At 46.6% G+C, this 25,526-nt stretch carries 21 protein-coding genes, 1 tRNA gene and 1 other annotated feature (1 of these 23 only partly in view); of the genes, 3 read left to right on the forward strand and 19 right to left on the reverse strand.

Annotated features, from left to right (window positions below; all coding sequences use genetic code 11):
• Window positions 1-136 (reverse strand) — a binding site (T-box leader); it reaches 149 nt to the left of the window's first position.
• 71 nt (window positions 137-207) lie between these two features.
• The 19 genes from ACM1ND_RS20585 to ACM1ND_RS20675 form a co-directional block, all read right to left on the reverse strand.
• Window positions 208-1,536 (reverse strand): LysM peptidoglycan-binding domain-containing protein, encoded by a 1,329-nt coding sequence (locus ACM1ND_RS20585; RefSeq protein WP_076160839.1) that lies wholly within the window; start codon window positions 1,534-1,536, stop codon window positions 208-210.
• 126 nt (window positions 1,537-1,662) lie between these two features.
• Window positions 1,663-2,577, reverse strand: coding sequence for an RluA family pseudouridine synthase (locus ACM1ND_RS20590; RefSeq protein ID WP_023989960.1), 915 nt, complete (start codon window positions 2,575-2,577; stop codon window positions 1,663-1,665).
• Window positions 2,574-3,878: a glutamate-1-semialdehyde 2,1-aminomutase gene (gene hemL / locus ACM1ND_RS20595; RefSeq protein ID WP_034095084.1), complete on the reverse strand. Its 1,305-nt coding sequence runs from the start codon at window positions 3,876-3,878 to the stop codon at window positions 2,574-2,576. The genes ACM1ND_RS20590 and hemL overlap by 4 nt, the downstream gene beginning before the upstream one ends.
• Before the next feature lie 30 nt (window positions 3,879-3,908).
• Window positions 3,909-4,907 (reverse strand): porphobilinogen synthase, encoded by a 999-nt coding sequence (gene hemB / locus ACM1ND_RS20600; RefSeq protein WP_023989962.1) that lies wholly within the window; start codon window positions 4,905-4,907, stop codon window positions 3,909-3,911.
• Window positions 4,908-4,954: 47 nt separating this feature from the next.
• On the reverse strand, window positions 4,955-6,511 hold the full coding sequence (gene cobA / locus ACM1ND_RS20605) for a uroporphyrinogen-III C-methyltransferase (RefSeq protein ID WP_023989963.1): 1,557 nt from the start codon (window positions 6,509-6,511) through the stop codon (window positions 4,955-4,957).
• A 4-nt stretch (window positions 6,512-6,515) separates the two neighbouring features.
• Window positions 6,516-7,442 carry a hydroxymethylbilane synthase gene (hemC, locus tag ACM1ND_RS20610; RefSeq protein WP_023989964.1) on the reverse strand — a complete coding sequence of 309 codons (927 nt, stop codon included), beginning with the start codon at window positions 7,440-7,442 and terminating at the stop codon, window positions 6,516-6,518.
• Window position 7,443: 1 nt separating this feature from the next.
• Window positions 7,444-8,091 (reverse strand): precorrin-2 dehydrogenase/sirohydrochlorin ferrochelatase family protein, encoded by a 648-nt coding sequence (locus ACM1ND_RS20615; protein WP_028541572.1) that lies wholly within the window; start codon window positions 8,089-8,091, stop codon window positions 7,444-7,446.
• Between the two features lie 8 nt (window positions 8,092-8,099).
• The gene (ccsA, locus tag ACM1ND_RS20620) at window positions 8,100-8,927 is read right to left on the reverse strand and encodes a cytochrome c biogenesis protein CcsA (protein ID WP_023989966.1); all 828 of its coding nucleotides are present in this window, start codon (window positions 8,925-8,927) and stop codon (window positions 8,100-8,102) included.
• A 16-nt stretch (window positions 8,928-8,943) separates the two neighbouring features.
• A complete protein-coding gene (gene hemA, locus ACM1ND_RS20625) occupies window positions 8,944-10,338 on the reverse strand; it encodes a glutamyl-tRNA reductase (RefSeq protein WP_013311616.1) in 1,395 nt (464 codons plus the stop codon).
• Window positions 10,339-10,586: 248 nt separating this feature from the next.
• Window positions 10,587-10,985 carry an adenosylmethionine decarboxylase gene (speD, locus tag ACM1ND_RS20630; RefSeq protein ID WP_053326605.1) on the reverse strand — a complete coding sequence of 133 codons (399 nt, stop codon included), beginning with the start codon at window positions 10,983-10,985 and terminating at the stop codon, window positions 10,587-10,589.
• A 267-nt stretch (window positions 10,986-11,252) separates the two neighbouring features.
• Window positions 11,253-11,840, reverse strand: coding sequence for a hypothetical protein (locus ACM1ND_RS20635; RefSeq protein ID WP_023989968.1), 588 nt, complete (start codon window positions 11,838-11,840; stop codon window positions 11,253-11,255).
• A 288-nt stretch (window positions 11,841-12,128) separates the two neighbouring features.
• Window positions 12,129-12,740: a ribosome biogenesis GTP-binding protein YihA/YsxC gene (gene yihA / locus ACM1ND_RS20640; RefSeq protein WP_013311619.1), complete on the reverse strand. Its 612-nt coding sequence runs from the start codon at window positions 12,738-12,740 to the stop codon at window positions 12,129-12,131.
• An 18-nt stretch (window positions 12,741-12,758) separates the two neighbouring features.
• Window positions 12,759-15,095 (reverse strand): endopeptidase La, encoded by a 2,337-nt coding sequence (gene lon / locus ACM1ND_RS20645; protein WP_023989969.1) that lies wholly within the window; start codon window positions 15,093-15,095, stop codon window positions 12,759-12,761.
• 110 nt (window positions 15,096-15,205) lie between these two features.
• Window positions 15,206-16,933, reverse strand: a complete 1,728-nt coding sequence (gene lonB / locus ACM1ND_RS20650) for an ATP-dependent protease LonB (protein ID WP_023989970.1) — start codon at window positions 16,931-16,933, stop codon at window positions 15,206-15,208.
• A 217-nt stretch (window positions 16,934-17,150) separates the two neighbouring features.
• Window positions 17,151-18,269: a flavodoxin-dependent (E)-4-hydroxy-3-methylbut-2-enyl-diphosphate synthase gene (gene ispG, locus ACM1ND_RS20655; RefSeq protein ID WP_023989971.1), complete on the reverse strand. Its 1,119-nt coding sequence runs from the start codon at window positions 18,267-18,269 to the stop codon at window positions 17,151-17,153.
• A gap of 110 nt (window positions 18,270-18,379) precedes the next feature.
• A complete protein-coding gene (gene clpX / locus ACM1ND_RS20660) occupies window positions 18,380-19,636 on the reverse strand; it encodes an ATP-dependent protease ATP-binding subunit ClpX (protein WP_023989972.1) in 1,257 nt (418 codons plus the stop codon).
• A gap of 12 nt (window positions 19,637-19,648) precedes the next feature.
• A complete protein-coding gene (gene clpP, locus ACM1ND_RS20665) occupies window positions 19,649-20,239 on the reverse strand; it encodes an ATP-dependent Clp endopeptidase proteolytic subunit ClpP (protein WP_016324659.1) in 591 nt (196 codons plus the stop codon).
• A gap of 410 nt (window positions 20,240-20,649) precedes the next feature.
• Window positions 20,650-21,963 carry a trigger factor gene (gene tig, locus ACM1ND_RS20670; RefSeq protein WP_028541569.1) on the reverse strand — a complete coding sequence of 438 codons (1,314 nt, stop codon included), beginning with the start codon at window positions 21,961-21,963 and terminating at the stop codon, window positions 20,650-20,652.
• Window positions 21,964-22,106: 143 nt separating this feature from the next.
• Window positions 22,107-23,015, reverse strand: coding sequence for a hypothetical protein (locus ACM1ND_RS20675; protein ID WP_023989974.1), 909 nt, complete (start codon window positions 23,013-23,015; stop codon window positions 22,107-22,109).
• A 257-nt stretch (window positions 23,016-23,272) separates the two neighbouring features.
• On the opposite strand from ACM1ND_RS20675, the gene ACM1ND_RS20680 reads away from it, so the two are divergent.
• From ACM1ND_RS20680 to ACM1ND_RS20690, 3 genes are all read left to right on the forward strand, one after another.
• Window positions 23,273-23,346, forward strand: a tRNA-Arg gene (locus ACM1ND_RS20680).
• 311 nt (window positions 23,347-23,657) lie between these two features.
• Window positions 23,658-24,737, forward strand: coding sequence for a hypothetical protein (locus tag ACM1ND_RS20685; RefSeq protein ID WP_418026521.1), 1,080 nt, complete (start codon window positions 23,658-23,660; stop codon window positions 24,735-24,737).
• 16 nt (window positions 24,738-24,753) lie between these two features.
• Window positions 24,754-25,518 carry an exodeoxyribonuclease III gene (locus ACM1ND_RS20690; protein ID WP_023989976.1) on the forward strand — a complete coding sequence of 255 codons (765 nt, stop codon included), beginning with the start codon at window positions 24,754-24,756 and terminating at the stop codon, window positions 25,516-25,518.
• Window positions 25,519-25,526: the final 8 nt, after the last annotated feature.

Below are 25,526 nucleotides of genomic sequence, written 5' to 3' on the forward strand. Positions count from 1 at the left end.
AGGAATTAAATGAGGAACCGTTCAAACAGGCGACTCCCGGGTGACTTCGGCCAGTAGCTTCCTGCGGAACCTCACAGCGCTGCAATTCCACTCTCTGAAGGGCTTGCTGCCTACTCTTCCCGATCTCAGTCTTTCAATAACTATACCACATCATACATTTCCCATTGACTATAGTCAACACCCGCTGTGCATTTTTCAGCAACCGGATCAAGGGATGTACAATACCTGTCCTTCTTCCACATGATGCTCCGCCAATCTGTTATACAGTTGAAGCTCGCGTGTGCTGAGCTGATAACGGTCAGCTATGGTTTCCAGTGTATCCTCGCGCTGTACAATGCATAAGCGCACCTTGCGAAAAGGTGTTTCATCTTGTGTATGAAAAAAAAGGTTCTTCCACTTGGCATTCTCCCGCTCTTCTTCGGCTTTCTGGTCCTGATCCTGCGGCTCCTGCTCCAATTGCTGCTGGTATTCGGCTTCCTTCACCGAACGGCTGGATTGGAGCAATGATGAGTAGACAACCGGGTCTGGCTCGTCTGCCCCTTCATCCTTTTTACTGTTAAGCGCCACACGCATCTCTGGCTTATCCTCAGTAAAGGTGTCATGGGCCTCGTGGTTCACCTGTTCTGACGCTTCAGGCCTGAAGTCGAAGTTATCTACTTGACTCTCCTCCAACTGTGGCTCCAGATAGACCTCGGACTCCGTGGCAGGATGCGGTTCATTCAACAAAGGGTCATATACTGCATTGGGAGATGCGGAAGATACTTTAGGTTCATTCCCCCCTGTCCATGCTTCCTCTTGCTGAAATCCCCACACTTCCGGAGACCCATGCTCATGCTTGACCTCTGGAGAGCTGTCTTCAACTGCTTTACCCGTCCAAGGCTCATAGAATCGGTTAGGATCTACTGCCGACTCATAAGCTTGCTGTTCCGACAATGACTTCTGTTCCTCATGGTCCTTAGACGGCTGTTCCCAAGAAACGGACTCCTGTTGTGCTGGCACTCTGTAGGAAGTTTCAGGATCTGTAACGTAATCGGAGGACGAGTCATTGGTAGAATAGGCCTCTGCATGATGCTCTCCATCGGCGGAAAGGGATTGAACCGGATGCTCAGGTGCATGCACTACGGTAAATTCCTCATCCAGCCAAACCGCCGTCTCCTCCGCGTGCGAGCTTTCCACGCCATGCAAAGAAAGAACGCCTGTAATATTTAGACTACGTAAAGAAAGCAGGTCCACATCAAAATTTTCAATCTCGACAGAGATATCTTCCAATCTCCCTACGCGGTTTAGCGGAATGGTAATTTCCACAGGGATCAAATGATGAAGCTCGCTCGTGATCTGTTCAGGTGTGCGGTACACGCCCTCCAGCAGCAAATGCCCTCGCAAAGCGGCATGGTCGCCGTGGGTTACAACCTGAATGCGTGGCAGAAGCTCAATTTCCTCCAACTCAGCAATCCCGGCAGCTTCCTCCGTCAAATGAATGCGTTCATAAATATCAAAACGCAAGCCTTGCGGCTGATCATTCTGTTGTTTGTTCAAGGATGGCATCCTCCTTTGGGCAGTCTCCGCACATCCTCTGACTTCTGGTCAGGCGCACGGAAACTCCATATTGCAAACCGTTTCTAGGTTCAAGTATATGCGCCAAAATAGAAGGCATGCCATCTTTTATAGCTGTTTGTGCAGCTTTTGAAAATCATCCGGCCAAGCATCCTCCACGGTAATCGTTTCGCCACTCAGCGGATGACAGAAGATAAGACGCTCTCCGTGCAGCGCCTGCCTGCCAAAATCAGTAGCCCGCCCCCCGTATAATACATCCCCAAGCAACGGGTAGCCAGCATGACTAAGATGTACGCGAATCTGGTGCGTCCGGCCTGTCTCCAGCGTCAGATATACGAGACTCACTGCACTTGAACCGCTTCCCCATACTTCCCCAAGTTCAATATGGGTAACCGCCTTCTGCCCAGTCGGAGATACACGGCGGCGCTGCTTATGATGCCTGTCCTTGCCAATAGGCCAATCCAACGTTCGCAGCGATGGAGGTACTTTCCCTCGTACCAAAGCTACATACCTGCGGCCGATATCCTTAGCTCTCATTTGCTCGTCCAGCTTGAGCAACGCAAATTCATTTTTGGCATACAGCACTGGGCCCGTCGTATCCACATCCAGACGATGTACATGCCGTACCGCCGCATGTATGCCATTCATCTCATAGTAGGATGCGACAGCATGATCCAACGTCAGCGGACCATCCTGCACAGCGCCGTCCGGATGTACTGCCATACCTGCTGGTTTATGCACTACCAGGCAAAAATCATCTTCATACAGTACCTTCAAATCATACCAACGAGGGGTGATGCCAAAGTTCATTACAGGAAAAAGGGCCAGCCGCAGCCGGTCCCCTGTAAGTTCAATCTCTTTTTCATGACGCAGTCTGCGCCACAGCTTTTCCGGTAATTCCAAACGATTCAGCAACCACTGATCTACAGCATCAGCGCTGTTTTTTTCCCCGTCTGTGACTTCCCGTCCTGGCGTGACTTCCAGCCACGGTCCTCTTCTTTTCCAGCCACCTTGCCAGCTCATAGACGTTTGAGCGCGCGATAGTTCGCCTCAATGGTAGCATCAATATCCTCTACCGTATGCACGCCCGACACAAACATACCCTCAAATTGAGATGGTGCCACACTAACTCCCTCATTCACCATTTCAGTAAAGTAACGGCGGAAGTGGTCCTGATTACTCGTTTTAGCTGTGTCAAAATTGACAACCTTTTCTTCTGTAAAAAATGGACAAACCATAGAACCCACGCGATTGATCGTGACAGGGATACCCAGCTCGCTCGCATTACGTTCGAATCCGGCTTGAAGCCTTGCTGCCCGCTCTTCCAGACGATCGTATACTTCTGGCGTCAGCAATTTAAGTGTCGAATAACCTGCTGCCATAGCCAGCGGATTTCCGCTAAGCGTACCCGCTTGATATATTGGTCCCGATGGAGCAATCTGCTCCAGAATATCGCGACGTCCGCCGTAAGCACCTACAGGGAGTCCACCACCAATCACTTTACCCAGACAGGTAAGATCCGGCGTCACACCAAAGCGACCTTGAGCCGAATGAAGTCCAACCCGGAATCCAGTCATTACTTCATCAAAAATCAGCAGACTTCCGTACTGCTGGGTTACCTCACGCAAACCTTCCAAAAATCCAGGCTGTGGCGGTACAACGCCCATATTGCCTGCTACTGGCTCGACAATAATTGCGGCAATCTCTTCGCCAAATTTCTCTAAAGCTAGCTTCACCGAAGCCAAATCATTATAAGGGACGGTGATTGTATGGGTGGCCACGACTTCAGGTACACCCGGACTATCGGGCAAGCCTAAGGTCGCAACACCAGAGCCTGCTTTAATCAGCAAGCTGTCCGCATGACCGTGATATGATCCCTCAAATTTAAGAATTTTACTACGGCTCGTAAATCCGCGTGCGAGTCGAATCGCACTCATAGTCGCCTCAGTTCCGGAGTTAACCATACGTACAATATCCATGGAAGGAACACGTTCACAAACGAGCTTGGCCATTTCAGTTTCTGCTAACGTTGGTGCGCCGAAGCTGGTTCCTTTTACAACAGCAGCCTGTAAAGCTTTAACCACTTCGGGATGTGCATGCCCCATAATAAGCGGTCCCCATGAACATACATAGTCTAAATAGGATTGACCATCAATATCATATACGCGCGATCCTTCGCCATGGTCGATATATACAGGTGTAATCCCAACAGATTTAAAAGCCCGTACCGGGCTGTTTACGCCACCCGGAATGTATTGTTTTGCCTCATCGAAGGCTACTTTGGAGTTCGTATCCTTGCGCACTGTTCGTTGTTCATCGATCAATCTGACCACTCCTATCTTCTGAAAATAGACTTATTGCTTCAACCATCTTGCCGCATCCTTGGCCGAATAGGTAATAATCATATCTGCACCCGCACGCTTCATGCTTGTCAAAATCTCTAGCACCATTGCTTTTTCATCAATCCAGCCTTGAAGAGCTGCTGCCTTGACCATGGCATATTCACCACTAACGTTGTAAGCCACCATAGGCAGATCAAATTGATCCTTAATCGTGCGCATCACGTCCAGGTAAGAAAGAGAAGGCTTCACCATCAGCATATCCGCACCCTCCAGCACATCAGATTCCGCTTCTCGCAATGCTTCACGTGCATTAGCAGGATCCATCTGATAGGATTTACGGTCACCAAACTGCGGTGCAGAATCAGCAGCTTCCCGGAAAGGACCATAAAAAGCAGACGCATATTTGACGGAATACGACATAATCGGAATATGTGAAAAGCCTTCTAGATCCAGCCCCTGCCGAATCGCCTGTACAAAACCGTCCATCATATTAGATGGCGCGATAATATCCGCACCAGCTCTGGCCTGAGAAACGGCTGTACGTACCAGCACCTTCAGAGATTCATCATTCAATACTTCACCGCATACCTCACCATCATGCTCATGCATGTGTACCATACCGCAGTGTCCATGGTCCGTAAACTCACACAAACAAGTATCAGCCACAACCAGCAGTTCGGGATAACGAGACTTGATCAAACGAGTTGCTTCCTGAACAATACCATCGTCCACAAAAGCCGAAGTCCCTACACTGTCTTTTGTTTCCGGTATGCCAAACAGGAGCACGGCGGGAATGCCAAGCTCACTAATCTCTTTCAGTTCTTCCTCCAGCCGATCCAGAGAAAAACGGTATACACCTGGCATAGAGCTAATTTCCTGTTTCACTCCAGTGCCAAATGTTACGTAAATCGGTTGGATAAAATCAGCGGGATTCAATACCGTCTCACGCACCATACTGCGGATTGCAGCTGACTGGCGCAAACGACGATGTCTAGTAAAAGGAACACTCATGAATACAAACCTCCATTTTTTATACATTCATTAGCAAAAACAAAAAATTATAATGTCATAAGAGTACTTGATCGTTTCCAGTCACATAACGATTGAATCAGACTTTCAATGGTTGCCTTCTCTGACATAAAACTCACAGTCAAACCGGCTTGGGTAGCTGTCTCACCGGTCAAAGGACCGATCACAGCAATCGTAACTCCCTCCAGCAGCGACAACGGATCATGGATCCCCATTTGTCTGAGCGCTTCCAGAAAAAAGGTGACGGTTGAGGAACTCGTAAACGTAATCGCGTGAATGGCACGTTCCTCAAGCAGCTTGAGGAGCTCGTCATCCTGTGTGTTGGCTGCCAGCACCGTTTGATACAAATCAGCCTCGGTCACATGAAGGCCCATCTCCCTCAGCTTTTCTGGCAGCCACGACCGAGCTAGATCACCCCTTGGGAGAAATACATTCTGCCCTGCCTGCAAATCCTGCTCAAACCCTTCGAGCAAGCCCTCTGCCTGAAAAGGGCCTTCGATCTGTTCTGCCGCAATTCCGTGCGTCCGAAGCGCGGCTGCTGTAGCCGGTCCGACTGCGGCAATACGCGCTTTGAACAACGCGCGTACGTCCTTGCCCTGTTCCTTTAAGTGCGTGAAAAAGTATTCCACTCCATTAACGCTGGTAAAAAACACCCAATCATATTCAGGCAGTCGTGCAAATGCCTCTTTAATTTCCTGTTTGGTTGGCTCGTCCGAAGGGGCGACAGTCTGAATAACTGGAAATTCATAAGGCTCGCCACCAAGCTCTTCAATCCGGTGAACCAGACTGCTGGCCTGCGCACGCGCGCGAGTAACTAAAATCCGCTTGCCAAACAAAGGCATGTCCTCAGCCCATTTTAACTGTTCACGTTGATTGACCACTTCTCCGACAACGATGACGGCGGGAGGCTGAAAATTCGCGGCCTTCACCTTAGCTTCAATATCCGCCAGCGTACCCACCAGCGTATCCTGCTCGGCGCGGGTCCCCCAACGGATCAAGGCAACAGGAGTATCTGACGGCTTGCCGTGTTTTATGAGCTGTTCACTGATATAGCCGATCTTTGCTACACCCATCATAAAGATCAGTGTGCCCGTTGCGTTCGTCACTTTATCCCAATGAATACTTTTGTCGAGTTTATCCGGACTTTCATGACCTGTAATGATAGAAAGCGATGAGGCCATATCTCGGTGTGTGACTGGAATGCCCGCATAGGCGGGCACACTGATCGCTGATGTGATGCCGGGTATAATTTCATAGGAAATACCGTGTTTACGCAATAGCCCAGCTTCCTCGCCGACTCGTCCAAATATAGTGGGGTCTCCCCCTTTAAGACGAACAACTGTTTTGCCCTCCAAGGCCAAATCCACCAGCAGCTGATTAATTTCCTCTTGCTTCATGGTGTGACGATCTGGCAACTTGCCGACATATATTTTTTGGGCACCTGGCTTCATCAGTCCCAAGAGGCGTGGGCTTGCCAGCCTGTCGTACACAATGACATCGCCCAATTGAATGCATTCCCAACCCTTGACCGTAATTAATCTTGCGTCTCCGGGTCCTGCACCTACCAAATATACTTTTCCTGCCATGCTATCATCCCCTCACCTGCGCCAGAATCTGTTCCGCTCCTTTGGCTATCAAACTGGCCGCCACCGCTTCTCCCAGCTTTTGCGGATCATTTCCCTGGAGCGTTTCCTTCAAAATAAACTCGCCATCTGGCGATCCTACCATGCCCGTGAGGCTGATTTCTTGACCAGCCCAGACCGCATGAGCCCCGATCGGCACTTGACATCCCCCATTTAACACGCCCAGAAAGGTTCGTTCTGCCGCAACGGTAGCCGAGGTATCCCGGTCGTTGTAAAGGCGCAGCAAGGCCAATAGCTCTTCGTCGCTCGCACGACATTCAATACCCAGCGCTCCCTGCCCAACCGCCGGCAAACAGTCTTCTTCCGGTATATAGGACGTAATTCGCTCTTTCCAGCCCATCCGATGCAAGCCTGCTGCCGCCAAAATGATAGCGTCAAAACCTTCCGTCTCCAGCTTTTTCAGACGGGAATCAATATTACCACGCACAGGCTCCAATTGTAGATCAGGTCGCATGGACTTGATTTGACTGGCTCTGCGCAGGCTGCTCGTGCCCACCTTTGCCCCTTGAGGCAAATCCTCCAGGCTCTTGGCGCCCAATGTGATCAGGCAATCACGTGGATCCTCACGGCGCGGCACAGCGCCGTTGACAAGCCCTTCCGGTAATTCGGAAGGCATATCCTTCATACTATGTACTGCCATATCAATCTCACCAGCCAGCATGGCCTGTTCAATTTCTTTGACAAAAAGCCCTTTGCCACCCACTTTGGACAAGGTTACATCCAATATTCGATCACCCTTGGTCAGGATTTTCTTCACGACAAATTGCAAATCCATTCCATGCTCCGCGCACAGCGCGTTCAAATCTTCAATGACATGCCCGGTCTGAGTTAACGCCAGCGCACTCTGTCTGCTGCCTACCACAATTGTTCGCATGTTATTCCTCCTGATTTTGCGCAATCCATAGGTCTATTTCTTTTTCGGTCCAAGCCATAAATTCATGACGGCGTATTTGATCCAAAATTCCGCTACTCGCCAAGCGCCTCAGTAGTTTGGTCCTTTGCTGTGGAGAACTTATCTTATGTTTGATGATCTGTCGCATATCGTGCATGAAATCCAGATATGGCTCGTATTCGCTACCAAACAACGTATCCAAAGCTGATGTAATATCAGCGGTCACAGCAGGGCCAGCCCCTTCTGTGGAAATACTAATCGTCAATCTTCCTCGTCGAATGATACCCGGCGTTATAAAGTCTCCATCTTCCGATCGATCCGCCACATTTACCAGTATACCCCTTTGTCTGGCCTCATGCGCAACCTCATAATTCACTTCTCTCTGGTTCGTCGCCGCATATACAAGAAAGGCTCCCTGGAGGTCACCCTCGCGATATACGCGATTTACCCAGTGGAGCTGCTTGTGATCCGCCAGAACCTGTAAATCCGGCGTTATATTCGGGCTAATGACGGTAATGAATGCCCCACTTTCCATCATCCCCTTTACCTTTCGTTCCGCAATCCTACCGCCACCTACAACACAACAGATCCTATTCTTACAATTCAACGAAATCGGGACAAAATGCTGCAAAAGGCTTTTCACTCTCCCGTCCACTGATGAAATACAGACCAGGAATTCAGCAAAAAATTAAGAATCAATAGCGTGTAGCCCACCAATGCCCACTTTGCCATCACAAGCCCTGAACGCTGATTCAATCTTTTGCTCACTAAAAATACAATATACACGCACAAGGCAATCGCTGTCATCAGCACCTTGGTATCGAGCAAGAGACGCCAGCGTTCCTCGGCAATAATAGAAATAACGGCAACTACAATAGAGACTCCCAGCAAAGGAGTACCAATCAACAGCGCCATATGCGTATACCGATCCATCATTTCCAGACTCGGCAGGCGCCTGATCGTGTCATTCCATTTCTTTACTTTCAATTTACGATGCAAAAACAGATATAACCCCGAAAATACAGCCGCTACCGTCATTGCTACAAAACCAAGATTAGCCAGCGCAATATGAATCAGGAGCAGCCCATGCACTGTATGCCAATTTCCAAGCGGGTTGTCGAGAGGCTTCATCCATATATTGTTGAGCACTAGCACTGCAAAACTAATAATATTAAGCAGCAATACCGCAAATTCGGATCGCTGATAACGTGTCAGAATCAAAGAAATCAGTACCAAAATAACTGAGAACAGAAATAGAAAATCATAGGTCACGAAAATAGGAAGATGCCCTTCATTCCAGGTTCTTATCCCCATATAAGCAAGCTGGAGCACCAGAACGACAACAAGAAGCCCTGTACCTGTCCGTTTAGCATTCGCATTGCGACGAATCCCATCCGAGAATACAAACAGAAGGCTCAGGGCAAAAACATAAATCATTGAATCATATATAAGCATGCCTGAAGCCACGTCTGTTCACCCACCTTTACAGGCTGGCCGGCGCAAACGACGCTGGCAAAGCCTGAGCCTGAACGGTCTTTTCATGAACACCGGCTTCCGGTTTCATTAACGCAGATGCATCGCTTTTATCTACTTTCTGAGCGGCGTCATCCAAACGATCCTCCAGAGCAAAAATGTGGCTAAACATGTCTAGGGCCTCATTTCCCTGCTTTTGGACAGCCAGTTCCTTTACCCGATTGATCGGATCATGCATCATCTGATTCAGCATACTCTTCGTCAAGCGGCTAATCACTTTGCGTTGCCGTTCATCCAGCTCGGGAAGCTTATTGAACAAGCTTTCCAACGTATCCTGATGTACAGACTCCGCTTTTTCCTGTAATGCACGAATCACCGGACGCACTCCCATCGTTTTCAACCATTGATAAAACTCGCTAAGCTCATCTTCGATCATATGCTCGATTTTTGTAGCTTCGGTACGGCGCATTTCCAAATTGCTCTCCACGATCCCTTCCAGATCATCAATATCGTACAGGAAAACATTCTGTAATTCACCAATAGCCGGGTCGAGATCACGCGGAACCGCAATATCAATCATAAACAAAGGACGGGACTGTCGACGTTTCATACTTGCTTCAACCCGAGTCCGATCCAGAATATAACCCTGGGCACCTGTCGAGCTAATAACAATATCCACATCCGCCAACCGATTCATGCCTTCCTCCATCGTAACCGGCGTTCCATGAAACTTGGAGGCAAGGTCTTCCGCACGGGACAAGGTTCGGTTTGCTACAATAACCTCGGCTGCTCCGCCGCTGTACAAATGCTTAACAGTAAGCTCGCTCATTTTACCAGCACCGAGAATCAGTACCTTTTTATCGGTAAACATCCCGAAAATCCGTTTGCCCAGCTCAACTGCTGCATAGCTGACAGATACGGCACTTTCTCCAATAGACGTCTCCGAATGGGCACGCTTGCCCAATGTGACGGCCTGCTTAAACAACATATTAAACCACGTTGCCGTAATTTTCTGGGATTGAGCCTGAAGAAAAGCGTTCTTTACCTGTCCCAAAATTTGTGTTTCTCCGATTACCATAGAATCAAGACCACAAGTCACACGGAACAAATGCCGAATCGCCTGCTCGTCCTCATATATATATAAATGTTGTGTAAATTGATCACGCGGAATGCCAAACCATTGCTCCATAAAACTGCGTATAAAATAACCGCACATGTGAAGGCGGTCCACCACAACATATATTTCAGTCCGATTGCAGGTTGCGACAACTACGCCTTCCAACACACTTTTGGTAAGTTTGAGTTGTTCCAGCGCTTTTGGCAAATCTTGTTCTGCAAATGTAAAACGCTCTCTGACTTCCACAGGCGCCGTACGATAATTCAACCCAACAACGACGATGTGCATTGCAAATTCACCTGCCTAAACTGTAATAAGAATAACCACTGTTATCATAAACTATGTTAATTATATCACAGAAGTCCGAATCTCCTCCGGCTGTTTTATGAATTGTTTATGAAAATTGGATGGCTTTCATGAACATCTAGCACGTTCTGTATGATTTGATTTAGTGTAAACCACTTTTAAAACAAATAACCATGGAAATGTTCCATGGTTATAATATAGGACGCACAAATGGCTCCATAAAGAACGATTTACACTAACTCGGCCAGCTTGCACTCCGGTGATTCCACCTGAAGTTCTCCCAAGCCGCGAATCAGCTTCTTCGCATATGTTTTTTTCGGTTTTAGAACGGATACCAGGTAATCAATAGCCAGCTGCGGATCGACAGTCTCACCGCAAGTATAACAATCAATAGCGGCAAATCCTCTCTCAGGATACGTATGAATAGAGAGATGACTCTCCGACAACAGTACAAGCACGGTAGCTCCCTGTGGTTCGAATTGCTTGGATTGAACGGACATCACCGTTGCTCCGCAAGCTTCAGCTGCTTCAACTAATTGAGCCTCCAAAAGCTGCGCATCATTCAGCAATTCAAACTCAACACCCCAAGTATCTACGGCAACGTGTCTTCCGAAAGTTGAGTACTCCAATTCCATCTTTCGGTTCCCCCTTCCTAGGAATAAAATGTTTGAAAAAATTTCATCCGCTAGGACCTACGTCATTCACTTCCCGAGGGAATAACCTCTCGCAACATTCAATGTCCTGAGTGAATCCTGGTTCCTATATTCATTTTCAACGAGATTAAAAATAACATCTATGTGCAGCAAATGCAATCATTTTTTTGGAATAAAAAAGCCCCTTTCGGTAAAGAAAGGGACTACACTGCATAACGATTCATTCCATATATTCATGCCTTATTAAGCTTCAAGTGCAAATAATTTCGAGCAACTCATTCGAAGCTTGTGGTCAATCTGTTCCAACTCCGAGAAAGTGCGCGCCAAATTCCGCTGGTCAAGCAACGAATTAATGAGATGATATACGTCTGATATTTCATTTTCGACGTTCTGATGCTGAAAAAGCTGTTGCAGTTCCTGTACCGTATTTTTATATTCAAATACCAGCTTAGAGCCTGCGGCATTCTTCTCCATAATTTTACGAACCGTACCTTCATTATAAAAATACACCATAGTGAATCCTTGATACATTCGGTAAACGATGCCTTCACCCTTAAAACGAACAAAAAGTTTGCGTATAAATAGGGTTAGTTGCGGATGAATTAAGCGGCAAGTCAATTCACACACTAATGCTCCCTCTTTGGCTTCAAAAAACAAATGAACTTCCTCACCCGCACTATGCTCCAGAACGATTTCCTGACTTCCGTTATCCAGAACTTTAATGTGGTAATGCACCTGCGGATCATCCACTGCCCGCAAAAATTCGTCCATTTGAGTTTCCGACAAGGTCAATGTGGTTTTAACATACTCTGTGGCTAACCGCTGAGCCATACCAATCTCCTCAATTCTTTCCTGAACCTATAAGTTTAAGCTTTATGCTTTATTATACATCAGACCTACAGTGCTTTTCTTGCACATCAATCATAAATTTCCGCCATACATCGAAAAAAACAGAAAATAATGAGGTTGAGACTGCATTATCCTCCATATACACTCACTTTTCTGCTTAAAGTCCACGAGTTCCTTTAGTTATTATATATTATTCCTACCATTTTAGTAAGCTTATTTTCCCGAAGCCCGAATCATGAAAAAAGGACGCCCTTAAGGACGTCCCTAGCCTTACAATTCCGTCTGCTCTTCGTCGTCATTCTCTATATAGCTGGAGATGACAGACCACAGCTCTTCCTTGCCCATACCTTCTTCGGATGAAAAGGGGATAAACAATCCCCCGGGAAGTATTCCGAGTTCCTGCTTGATTACTTTATAATGCTTTTCTCGTCGCGTTTTAGGGATCTTATCTGCCTTCGTGCCTACAACACATACGGGAAGCCCATTATGACGCAGCCAATCATACATCATGATATCATCCTTGGACGGCGGATGGCGTAAATCTACCATTTGAAGCACCAGTTTGAGTGGCTCACGCTCCAGCAAATAAGACTCAATCATCTGCCCCCAAGCCTTGCGGGACGTTTTGGATACTTTGGCGTAACCGTAACCGGGAAAATCGACAAAATAGAGATCATCATTAATCCGGTAATAATTGAGTTGCTGGGTTTTACCTGGCGTAGAACTGGTACGCGCCAAATTTTTACGGTTAATCAACCGATTAATCAGTGAAGACTTTCCTACATTGGAGCGCCCCGCCAGAGCAATCTCTGGCAAAGCGTCCACAGGAAACTGATCGGGACCAACCGCACTTATTATAAATTCTGCTTTTGTTACTTTCATTGTGTCCTTAATTCCTCTCTAATGTACCCTTGCCTGCTCAACCAAAGCATGCTTTAGCACCTGATCCATATGGGCAACGGGGACAAATTCAACATCCTGCCGGATACTGTCGGGAATATCCTTCAAATCCCGTTCATTATCTTTGGGAAGCAGAATTTTTTTGTAGCCTGCCCGATGGGCAGCCAGCGACTTCTCTTTCAAACCACCAATCGGCAATACACGGCCGCGCAGAGTAATTTCGCCCGTCATAGCCACATCCTTGGATACATGACGGTTGGTCAAAGCTGAAATTAATGCGGTAGCAATAGTAATTCCCGCAGATGGGCCATCCTTCGGAATCGCACCCTCAGGAATATGAATGTGGATATCATTTTTCTCGTAAAAGTCCAGTTCAATGCCCAGATCAACTGCTTTCGAACGAGTGTAGCTGAATGCCGCCTGTGCAGATTCCTTCATAACGTCTCCCAGTTTACCCGTAAGAATCAGTTTACCGCTACCAGGTACGACCGTCACTTCAATCATCAATGTTTCACCACCGACCTCTGTCCATGCCAAGCCTGTAACCGTACCGATCTGATCCTCCAGTTCTGCAACACCGTAACGGAATTTAGCGATACCTAGATAATCCTTCAGATTATCCGGTGTGATTTGAATCGGGCCTTCGCCACCAGATACAACTGACTTCGCCGCCTTGCGGCACAGAGAAGCCATTTGCTGCTCAAGATTCCGTACACCGGATTCACGGGTATATTCGCGAATGACACGCAGTAGCGTATCCTCCCCGATAACCAGTTGTTCCTCGTCCAAGCCATGCTCTCTCTTCTGCTTGGGCAATAAATACCGATTGGCGATTTCCAGCTTCTCCAGTTCGGTGTAGCCAGGAATATATAATGTCTCCATGCGGTCCATTAGCGGACGCGGGATGTTGTGCGCAGCATTGGCTGTCGTTACAAACATCACATTGGACAGATCAAACGGCAGCTCGACAAAATGGTCACTAAACGTATTATTTTGTTCAGGATCAAGCACTTCGAGCAATGCCGCCGATGGATCCCCTCGAAAATCGGAAGCCATTTTATCAATCTCATCCAGCAAAAATACCGGATTAGACGTTCCTGCGGTCTTCATCCCTTGAATGATCCGCCCCGGCATCGCGCCAACATAAGTCCGGCGGTGACCACGGATTTCCGCTTCATCCCGCACACCTCCGAGAGAGATGCGAACAAATTCCCGACCCATGGATTTGGCAATCGAACGGGCCAACGAGGTCTTGCCGACCCCTGGCGGACCTACAAGACACAGAATCGGTCCCTTAATGGTCTTCACTAGCTTACGTACAGCCAAATACTCCAATACACGCTCCTTGGGTTTATCCAGTCCGTAGTGGTCGTTATTGAGTACCTCTTCAGCTTTGACGATATCCAGATCATCATCGGTAAACTTGTTCCATGGCAAGCTTAACAACCAATCAACATAATTACGGATGACGCCACCCTCGGCAGAGCTTGCTGGCATTTTTTCCAGACGGTCGATTTCCTTTTCAACCTTCTCCTTCACCGGAACAGGCAACTCCAGTTCACTTAGCTGGTTGCGTAGTTCTTCAACTTCTCCTGCGCGACCTTCCTTCTCACCAAGTTCCTTCTGAATTGCCTTCATTTGTTCACGCAGATAATACTCCTTCTGCGTCTTTTCCATCTGCTTCTTCACACGCTGGTTGATTTTACGTTCCAGCTCCAGTACTTCACGCTCATTGTTCAAAATATCCAGAAGCTTCTCCAGACGCTGAGTAACGTCGATCGTCTCCAGTATATCCTGCTTTTCCTTAATTTTGAGCGTCAGGTGACTTGTGATCACGTCTGCAAGCCGTCCTGGCTCCTCAATATCGGATACCGCAGCGAGAGTCTCTGGTGTTACCTTTTTGGACAAGTTGATATAATGCTCGAACTGAGTTAATACAGTGCGCATAAGCGCATCCGTCTCAGGCTGTACGTTTTCTGCCTCGTGCAGCTCCTTCGCCATTACCTCGTAATATTCTTCATTGTCCGTATATTGAATAATCTCGGCGCGTTCCAGCCCTTCCACCAATACTCGAATGGTTCCATTAGGAAGCTTGAGCATCTGACGTACCTTGGCTACCGTGCCGACTCGAAAGATGTCCTCTTGTGTGGGTTCTTCAATATTTACTTCTGATTGAGAACACAGGAGAATCAAATTGTCTTCAACCATCGCTTTTTCCAAAGCCTTGACCGATTTTTCCCGGCCCACATCGAGATGCAGAACCATGCTCGGGTAGACCAGAAGCCCTCTTAAAGGCAGCAAAGGAAAACGACGACCTTTTGTCTTGGTGGGTCCCATCGCTTTCGCACCTCCAGTGATTCTCAGGTTCCGGATTTTACAATCCTCACGTTGCTATCTTTCATATTTTATCAAATGTTTTATGAAAAAACCAATGAAAGGGTGGTTTATCAGCAAGATCCTGTATCTGATATCGTCCCGTTATGCGTTCCATCAGCCTGTAACAAGGAAGATTGGGATGGGCGAAAAGTCTCAATTGGCGCATGTACAGGCAAATCCGACGTCATCTCTTCCCCAAACACATGTCGGAACACTTCTGTAACCGACTGTACGGGGATGACTTTTAGACCCTCAATGCTATCAAAAAGAGCTTGCCAGTTATCCTGCGGAATGATCACTTTTTTGGCTCCCGCCTGAAAAGCGGCTTCAACCTTGGCTAACACACCACCAATCGGTTTGACACGACCATGGATGCTAACTTCGCCAGTCATAGCAATTTCATGATCCACCGGAATTCCCCGCATCGCGGAAGCAATAGCTGTTGCCATCGCAATTCCTGCGGACGGGCCATCTACCGGCGTACCCCCGGGGAAATTGATATGCAGATCGTAATTCGACGGAGCCAATCCGAGCGTACGCAAAACGGTCAGAACATTTTCCACAGAACCTTTAGCCATGCTCTTACGGCGCAGTGTGCGGGACCCACCTCCGATTTCTTCCTCGTCCACGACCCCCGTAATATTATAGCTTCCCTTCCCCTCAGGAACCGGAACCGCGGTAACTTCAATTTCCAGCAGCATTCCCATGTTTGGGCCATATACAGCTAATCCGTTAACAAATCCGATTTGCGGCAAGCCCGGTATTTTTCGGTCAGGACGCGGCTGAATTTGACTGCTGCCCGCTACCCATTCCACGTCGGAAGCATTGAGACGTTCCCTTTTCTCGGTAAGTGCCAAACCAGCAGCAAGCTGGATCATATTGACCGCCTCCCGGCCGTTAGTGGCGTAACGCTGTACAACTTCTACCGCCTCAGGACAAGGACCAAAGCCTAGCTTGTGGACAGCATCCTCAGCAATACGGGCAATCTCCTGTGGCTGCAAGGCACGGAAATAAATTTCCATGCACCGGGAGCGAATCGCAGGTGGCAACTCATGCGGCGAACGGGTCGTCGCACCTACCAAACGAAAATCCGCTGGCAAACCGTTTTGGAATATATCGTGGATATAAGCAGGAGTATGCGAATCTTCCGAGTTGTAATACGCACTTTCCAAAAATACCTTGCGATCCTCCAGCACTTTCAACAGTTTATTCATCTGCGTTGGATGCAGCTCACCAATCTCATCAATGAACAGCATACCCCCATGTGCCTTCGTTACAGCTCCAGGCTTAGGCTGCGGGATACCCGCCACCCCCATCGCTCCTGCCCCTTGATAGATTGGATCATGTACTGAACCTATCAGCGGGTCCGCAATACCGCGCTCGTCAAAGCGGGCCGTCGTGGCATCAATCTCCGTGAATTTGGCATCTCCCTTGAACGGGGATGACAGATTCTTCTTCGCCTCTTCCAACACCACGCGTGCAGCAGCCGTCTTCCCTACACCCGGCGGGCCATAAATAATGACATGCTGCGGATTCGCACTACATAACGCCGCCTTGAGCGCGCGCAATCCGTCCTTCTGACCCACGATATCCTGTAATGTGGCAGGACGTGTGCGTTCAGCCAATGGTTTGGTAAGTGAAATTGAACGCAATTTGCGTAGCTTATCTAATTCCTTCCGGGATTCTCGATCCACCGCACTACGGTTCGTTTTCTGGCTCCGCAGGAGGTTCCAGAAATACAGACCAATAACAATCCCGAAAAACATTTGCACCAATAACAAAATCATAGTCAAGTCCATCGTATTTCCTCCGTTTCTCATCTCAGCAATTTGAAAAATGCCGCTCTATGAAAAACAGTATTTCCTTTTCCGCGATAGCTAAACGGCGGTCTTTCAAAAGATCAGAGAGAAATACAAAAACACCGCGAAGAACAGTTCTGTAGCAGAGCTGCTCTCCACGGCGTATAAATGATGACAATAGATTATGACTATGCCTCTTTATAATAACTGCTTTTGCCTACACCTTCTCGGCGGTATGACGTTCTTCACGTCCAGGGATTTTCCCTGTTTCCTCATATGCCTTGACGATGATATCAATTTCTTTTTTCAATTCCTCGACCATATCAGCCTCAGGTACTTTGCGAATCATTTTTCCATAACGGAACAAAAGGCCTTCACCGCGCGCTCCGGCAATTCCGATATCAGCTTCCTTCGCTTCACCCGGGCCATTCACTGCACAACCCAGTACTGATACTTTAATCGGTACCTTGAGTTTTGCAATGTAGTCTTCTACCTCGTTAGCAATAGAGAACAGATCAATATCCAGACGTCCGCAAGTCGGACAAGAAATCAGTGTAGCTGCGTTTGTGATCAATCCAAACGTCTTGAGCAACTCACGTGCTACCTTCACTTCTTCCACCGGATCGGCGCTGAGCGAAATACGCATTGTGGAGCCGATGCCTGATGCCAGCAAAGCGCCCATACCTGCCGCGCTTTTAACCGTACCCGTAAAGAGCGTCCCAGCTTCGGTAATACCCAGATGGAGCGGATATTTAATAATTTCAGCTGCCTTCGTGTAAGCGGCAATCGCCATAGGAACATCAGACGCCTTCAATGACACGATAATGTCATGGAAATCAAGCTCTTCCAGTATCCCGATATGATACAGTGCGCTTTCTACCATCGCTTCTGGCGTAGGGTAGCCATACTTATCAAGTAAATGCTGTTCCAACGACCCGGCGTTCACACCAATCCGAATTGGAATCCCTTTTTCCTTACATGCCTTAACGACAGCTTCCACTTTTTCACGTCGTCCAATGTTACCTGGATTAATGCGAACCTTATCAATTCCATTTTCAATTGCCAGTAGAGCCAGCTTGTGATTAAAGTGAATATCTGCAACCAGCGGAATATGAATCCGTTTTTTTATTTCCTTAATGGCTGCGGCAGCTTCCTCATTGTTGACGGTAACCCGCACCAGTTGACATCCGGCTTCTTCCAAACGAAGAATCTCGGCTACAGTTGCTTCCACATCTGCTGTTTTGGTTGTACACATGCTTTGGATGATGACTTCATTGCTGCCGCCAATCGTCAGATTCCCGACTTTTACGGGACGTGTGTCTTGTCTTAAGAACATGTACTTTTCTCTCCCATTAACGCCAAACCTCCACCCCTTAAAACCTCATACAGGTTTAGTGAAGTGGAGATCCGGCTTCTCATGTTTTAGAGATCGCGAAGTATCAATCCTTAGGCGCTCTCTTCTTGTTTTTTATCCTTATCTGTACCACCGAGTTCCGGTGCGATTTTATCTTTTACAACCTGCTCATTGATGACGCAAGTAGTGATATCATCACGGGAAGGAACCTCATACATCACATCCAGCATAATGCCTTCAATGATCGCACGAAGACCACGGGCACCCGTGTTACGCTTGATGGCTTCACGGGCAATGGCTTCCAGAGCATCTTGCTTAAACTCCAAAGTAACATTATCCAGTTCAAGCATCTTCTGATACTGCTTGACTAACGCATTTTTCGGCTCAGACAAAATACGAACCAATGTGTTCTCATCAAGCGGCTCCAGCGTAGAAATAACCGGCAAACGTCCTACAAACTCCGGAATCAGACCGAATTTCAAAAGATCCTCAGGCAATACCATTGAAGTATATTCGCCTGGTTTCAGATCTTTTTGTTCGCTAGTAGCGTTAAAGCCGATGACCTTTTTACCGATACGGCGTTTAATCATTTGCTCCAGACCATCAAAGGCACCACCGCAAATGAACAGGATATTCGTGGTGTCAATTTGAATGAACTCTTGATGTGGATGCTTGCGACCGCCTTGCGGAGGTACAGAAGCAACCGTGCCTTCCAAAATTTTAAGCAACGCCTGCTGTACACCTTCACCCGATACGTCACGCGTAATGGACGGGTTTTCGGATTTGCGGGCTACTTTATCAATTTCGTCAATGTAGATAATGCCGCGTTCGGCTTTTTCCACATCATAATCAGCAGCTTGAATCAGTTTCAGCAAAATATTTTCAACGTCTTCACCCACATAACCTGCTTCCGTAAGGGAAGTGGCATCTGCGATAGCAAAAGGAACGTTCAAAATTTTAGCCATGGTTTGCGCAAGCAACGTTTTACCCGAACCTGTAGGTCCAAGCATCAAAATGTTACTTTTTTGCAGTTCCACATCATCAATTTTGTTTTGAGTATTAATACGTTTGTAGTGATTATATACCGCTACAGACAACGATTTTTTCGCTTGATCCTGACCAATGACATATTGGTCCAGAATGTCACGGATTTGCATTGGTTTCGGAATGTCTTTCAGATCTACTTCTTCTTCATGACCCAATTCCTCTTCTACAATCTCCGTGCATAACTCAATGCATTCGTCACATATATATACGCCCGGTCCAGCAACAAGCTTGCGAACCTGATCCTGAGATTTACCGCAGAAAGAACATTTCAATTGTCCTTTTTCATCATTAAATTTAAACATAGAGCCACCCCTTTACAGATTAATCGGTTTAGACAGCACCTGGTCAATGATACCGTATGCTTTTGCCTCTTCCGCTTCCATGAAGAAATCCCGGTCAGTATCACGTTCGATTTTTTCGAGGGGCTGACCCGTACGCTCTACATAGATTTGATTCAGCTTAGCACGTGTTTTGATAATCCAGTCCGCATGAATCAGCATATCGGAGGCTTGCCCCTGAATGCCACCGAGCGGCTGATGGATCATGACTTCACTGTTGGTAAGTGCGTATCTCTTGCCTGGTGCACCCGCTGTTAGCAGCAACGAACCCATACTTGCAGCCATGCCTACACAGATCGTCGATACGTCCGGCTTAATGAATTGCATTGTATCATATATACCCATGCCCGCAGTTACAGAACCGCCTGGCGAGTTAATGTACAAATTAATATCCTTCTCTGGATCTTCCGCAGAAAGGAACAATAGTTGTGCAATGACGAGATTGGCGACATCGTCATCAATCGGGCCACTTAGGAAAATAATACGATCCTTAAGCAACCGCGAGTAAATATCGTAAGATCGTTCTCCTCGATTCGTTTGTTCCACAACCATAGGGACGAGACTCATCACGACCAACCTCTTTTCTTTATTAAAATGAACACCTGTATTCATCCGCTTCCTTATGTCCCATTAAAACGGAAGCAGCAAGCATGAAACGTGAACACCTTACAAAATATTTTAACATGTTCAGAGTCTCGTGTCATATTTGCATGCGCTCATATATGCAGTGCGGGCTGTTTAAAGTACACTCTGCCGAGACCTTCTCATATTTAACCATGTTTCGTATGTATGTGCAAATATACGGTAGTGACTTATGTAAAACAAGAAAACACGACTCACAGCACTTTCCATAAACGACTAAAATTTGGGTTACCAAAGGTAAAAATAAGGCACGTAACTTTCACTACGTGCCTTATCCCTATCTAATTGCTACGTTGCAGCTTGTTACAGCATACTCCGTATATTTATCGTCTGAATTATTCAGCAGCTTCAACTGGCGCTTCTACTTCTTTGCTGTTTTCCACCAACAAAGCAATTGTTTTGCGCAGTGAAATTTCTTCTTTCAGGTTAGCGAACGAGCCGTTACCTTCCAGAATGCTGCGGATTTCCTCAACTGAACGTTTGTAAGCTTCAGCCATGTTTTTCAGTTCTTCATCAATTTCCGCTTCGGAAACTTCGATGTTTTCTGCTTTAGCCACTTGCTCCAGCACGAGATTGTTACGTACGCGCTTCTCAGCATCAGCTTTCATTTGCTCTTCCAGGTCTTCCTTGCTTTGACCAGAGAATCCGAGGAACATTTCAAGGTTCATACCTTGGCTACGCAAACGGTTGTCGAAATCGCGAACCATGTTTTGCACTTCGCTCTTCACCATTGCTTCAGGAATGTCGATTGTTGCATTCTCAGCAACTTTCTCCACTACAGCACCCTCACGGGCTGCTTTAGCTTCGTTTTCCTTACGATCCAACAATTGCTTTTTCAAGTCTTCCTTGAATTCAGCCAGTGTGTCAAATTCGCTTACATCTTTAGCAAATTCATCGTCCAGTTCAGGAAGAACTTTGCGTTTCAGTTCGTGAACTTTCACTTTGAATACCGCTTGTTTGCCAGCGAGGTCAGCAGAATGGTAGTTCTCAGGGAACGTTACTTCAACGTCCTTGGAATCGCCAGTGTGCAAACCAACCACTTGCTCTTCAAAACCAGGGATAAATGTGTTAGAGCCCAGTTCCAAAGAATACTTCTCAGCTTGTCCGCCTTCGAACGGCACACCGTCCACGGAACCGTCGAAGTCAATAATAGCTGTATCACCGGATTGAGCAGCATCTTCATCAACGACAACCAATTCAGCATGACGTTGTTGCAGGCGCTCCAGTTCTTGAGCCAATTCTTCGTCGCTTACTTCGAGTTTGCTTACAGGCACTTCTACGCCTTTGTAATCGCCCAAAGTCACTTCAGGTTTAACAGTAACCTTCGCTTTGAACTTGAAAGATTCGCCTTTAGCAAATTGATCAATTTCAACGTCAGGGCTGTCAACCGGGAAGATGTCCGTTTGCTCTACAGCTTGGCTGTAAGCTTCTGGCAACAGGATGTCAATTGCATCCTGGTACAGACTTTCAATACCATAGCGTTTTTCAAAGATAGGACGTGGTACTTTACCTTTACGGAATCCTGGTACACTTACTTGTTTTGCCACTTTATTAAAAGCTTTGTCGAGTGCAGCGGCTACACGATCCGCGTCAACCTCAACTTCAAGAACCCCAAGGTTCTTCTCTATTTTCTCCCAAGTTGCTTTCATTTTATGCTTTCCCCTCCAACAAAATCTTCACTTAGTTTTCATTACAATCAACGCACACAAAATAACCACTATAGTATATCTAACATTACTGTCTTTTTCAAGAGCAGCCCTTTGAATGCTTCACAGGTAAACGTTTCCGGTCATTAAGGAGTGTTCATTCCCGCCGCTACGAATAGTCGCATCGAGCGATACGCCTGCTCAAAACGGAAACGCAACGCATCTGTAATGCCATATATAGCACGGGTTTCTTCCTCATTATTATTTCCGTTCAAACTTTCCGAAACTGTCTGGTGGAGTGCTGCAGCCCAAATATCCGGCATTCCGTCCTCTTCCACCAACATTGATCTATAATCTTTCGTACCGTATACTGCCATCACAAACTGTGACCACAGCTCCTGTGCAAAATAGAATAGTGTAGGCTCGTGCACCTCAGTCTGATCGGCCACCCGTTCCAAAATACGCATAATCGACTCTGGAAAATCACCTGGCTGTAACGGAACCGTTTCAATGTCGATTTCCGCTTGTTCATCACCCCGTCTGATTTCTATCGTCCCTTCCGTTCCGCGTCGTCGCATGGTCTGTAGAACACGGAATTGAAGTAAAGGATGGATTTCCCGTTCCGTAATCCAGCGAAGCAAGGCATCGTCGATTTCTGGGAGTTCCAGATAGGACAACTGCTCCAATGCTAAAATCGTCTGTTCGGATAAGGGTTCATCCATAGCCATCCGCAATAGCTTGTTGCCGTAGCCTGCATCCTGCTCCTGCTTAAAGCGTGCATGACGGCGAGCTAACTCTACTTCACTGACTTCTTCTTCCACAGCGTCCGTTACCGCCCCACTGTCAGCGTACTGTGGAAATGCAGCTTCCAGCCATTGTAATAGAGCGTTCCATTCATCGTACTGCTTCTGCTCCTGTCCCTGACACTGCATTAAAAAACGCAGCATCGCCATCGCCTCTCCGTAACGTTCGTTTTCAAGCATCACAGTAAGTTGAATTTGATAATAGTCCAGTGTCTTCGGAAACAATACAATATTATTTTCTTTTGTCGTCACCTTGGAGTCCTTTATTCAAGGCACCCCCTCTCCTTCGCAAGCTCAAGTATTTGTAGATTATATGAGAAACAGTAGCCGAAGTCCAACCACTCGTCTTACACATATTCACCTGTATTCTAACATACCCTTTTATAAGGCAAAAAAAACTACGTCTACTCAGAATTTATGCTGTATAAAGCTTAAATAAGCGATATATGCAAAATAAGACTTGAATTTCTTTTATCCATATGATATATTAATATTCGCTTGAATTTTATGTCCCAGTAGCTCAGCTGGATAGAGCAACGGCCTTCTAAGCCGTCGGTCGGGGGTTCGAATCCCTCCTGGGACGTCATAACAAGAAGCTTCCATAATGGAGGCTTTTTTTGTTCTCATGAGATAAACCACGGGGGAACGTCGGGCCATCGGCATCGTTAGCCTATACTTCGCAGTCGACCATAGGAGAGTTCTCTCCTGATATATTACACCAAAAAAAGCTTCCGCAAGGGAGCTTTTTTTCATTATAAATAATGTAGAAAGAGTAGTCTGCCCAACGCTACTTTAGGCGCTGGTTTCAAGTCTCTACTCTTTCAAAAAAACGCAGAAATTGCTATCATCTATCATGTTGCACCATTTTTAAGTAAAGGAGGTAGACTGACTCCCTTGATTACGAATAACCTCCAAAAGTCGCGGGAAATTCATCGTTTTCTTGCCACTTTGCTTTCTATATTAGGTACTGGATTGGGTATGTTTTATCTCGCCATTCCTTCCTATATGATTGGAGGAGCGGCTCTTATCATCACACAGGGAATTCTGATCTATTTTACAATGTTTTCACTCGGATACCTGCTTATTATCTCGGGACCGTTGGCCATTTTTTTTCACATTTTAGGCATTGTTTTTACAGTACGATCTTTTCAAATTCCACACCATGCGGAGAGAGCACCGACAGGTGTATCCTTGCCATCCAAATGGCGCACTTTACTCAGTCTCGCTTTGGGAGCTACACTTCTACTTCTTGCAGTCACAATGAAATACGTAGATATTATCGAGCCTTTTACACAAACAGGTGAAAATAAACGCAACGTAGCCGCAGAATCAGAGCAATATCTGGAGCAGAAATATGGAGAGGACTTTCAAATTCAAAATATTAGCTATCATAGTATTCCCTCTACTGAATATACCATGGAGGTGATCTCTAATCGTCATCCTTCCGTCCTCTTTAACATGACTAAGCGTCCTTATGAGGATGTCCCATTTAGAGAAAATTATCTTAACGCCCTTTGGGAGAGTCAACTGGACATGAAGCTCAAACCCGTTATACAGAAGCTTTACGATGATTCAGCCGCTGTTCATTCTGGGGTGCAAGAAGGGACTACGGATAAAATGATCAAAGAATACGACGATTTTAAACTGAATCCCAAAGCGGTCGGCGATCAGTATATTCGTATAATTGTATTCGAGGATCTAACTGACTCAGGATTGCCATTGGAAAAAGAACGAGTATTACAAACCGCGAAAGTTCTCAAGACAGTGTTGGCCGGAAATAAAGCCTCATTAGATATCGAATACTTCCCTTCGACTATGAATACCAAACAAAACCTTAAGGCAATAGAAATAAACGATTATATGTTTGGTCAGGACCATTTTGATGAAAAGACCTATGAAGTCCAGATAGAAGACATTTATAAACTTATGTCAACAAAGGATATACAAATCACATCGCTTGACCGCGTGAATTAGCAAGGAGATTAATCAAATGAAATTAATATCTTGGAATGTAAATGGCTTAAGAGCCTGTGTGACCAAAGGGTTTTATACTTATCTAAAAGAAACAAATGCCGATATTTTTTGCGTACAGGAAACGAAGCTTCAAGAAGGTCAAATCCTCATGGAGAACATGGAGGAATACACACAATACTGGAATTATGCTGAGAAAAAAGGATATTCCGGCACGGCTATTTTCACCAAAATCAAGCCGCTCTCTGTGCATTATGGACTTGAAGAAAATGAAGAACCGGAGGGCCGAACCATTACTTTGGAATTCGAAAAATTTTATCTCGTCAATGTGTACACACCAAATACCAAACGGGACTTATCCCGACTGCCCTACAGACTGGAATGGGAAGACCGTTTTCGCAGCTACCTGCAACAACTGGATGCTTTGAAGCCTGTCATCGTTTGTGGAGACTTGAACGTAGCTCATCAGGAGATCGACCTCAAAAATGCCAAAGCTAACTACGGAAATGCCGGATTTACGCCTGAGGAACGGGAACGCATGTCACAGCTGCTAGACGCCGGATTTATAGATACCTTCAGATACTTTTATCCTGACCGGACGGATGTTTATTCCTGGTGGTCCTACATGCTAAAGGTGAGAGAAAGGAATATCGGCTGGCGGATTGATTACTTCCTCGTCTCGGAGAGACTTCGTCCGCTATTGATGGATGCGAGCATTGATTGTCATATTACAGGCAGTGACCACTGTCCTGTGATATTGGAGTTGCAAGATATTTCAGCATAGCCCCCCCC

This window comes from Paenibacillus sp. JJ1722, assembly GCF_048282685.1.
Classification (GTDB): domain Bacteria; phylum Bacillota; class Bacilli; order Paenibacillales; family Paenibacillaceae; genus Paenibacillus; species Paenibacillus polymyxa_B.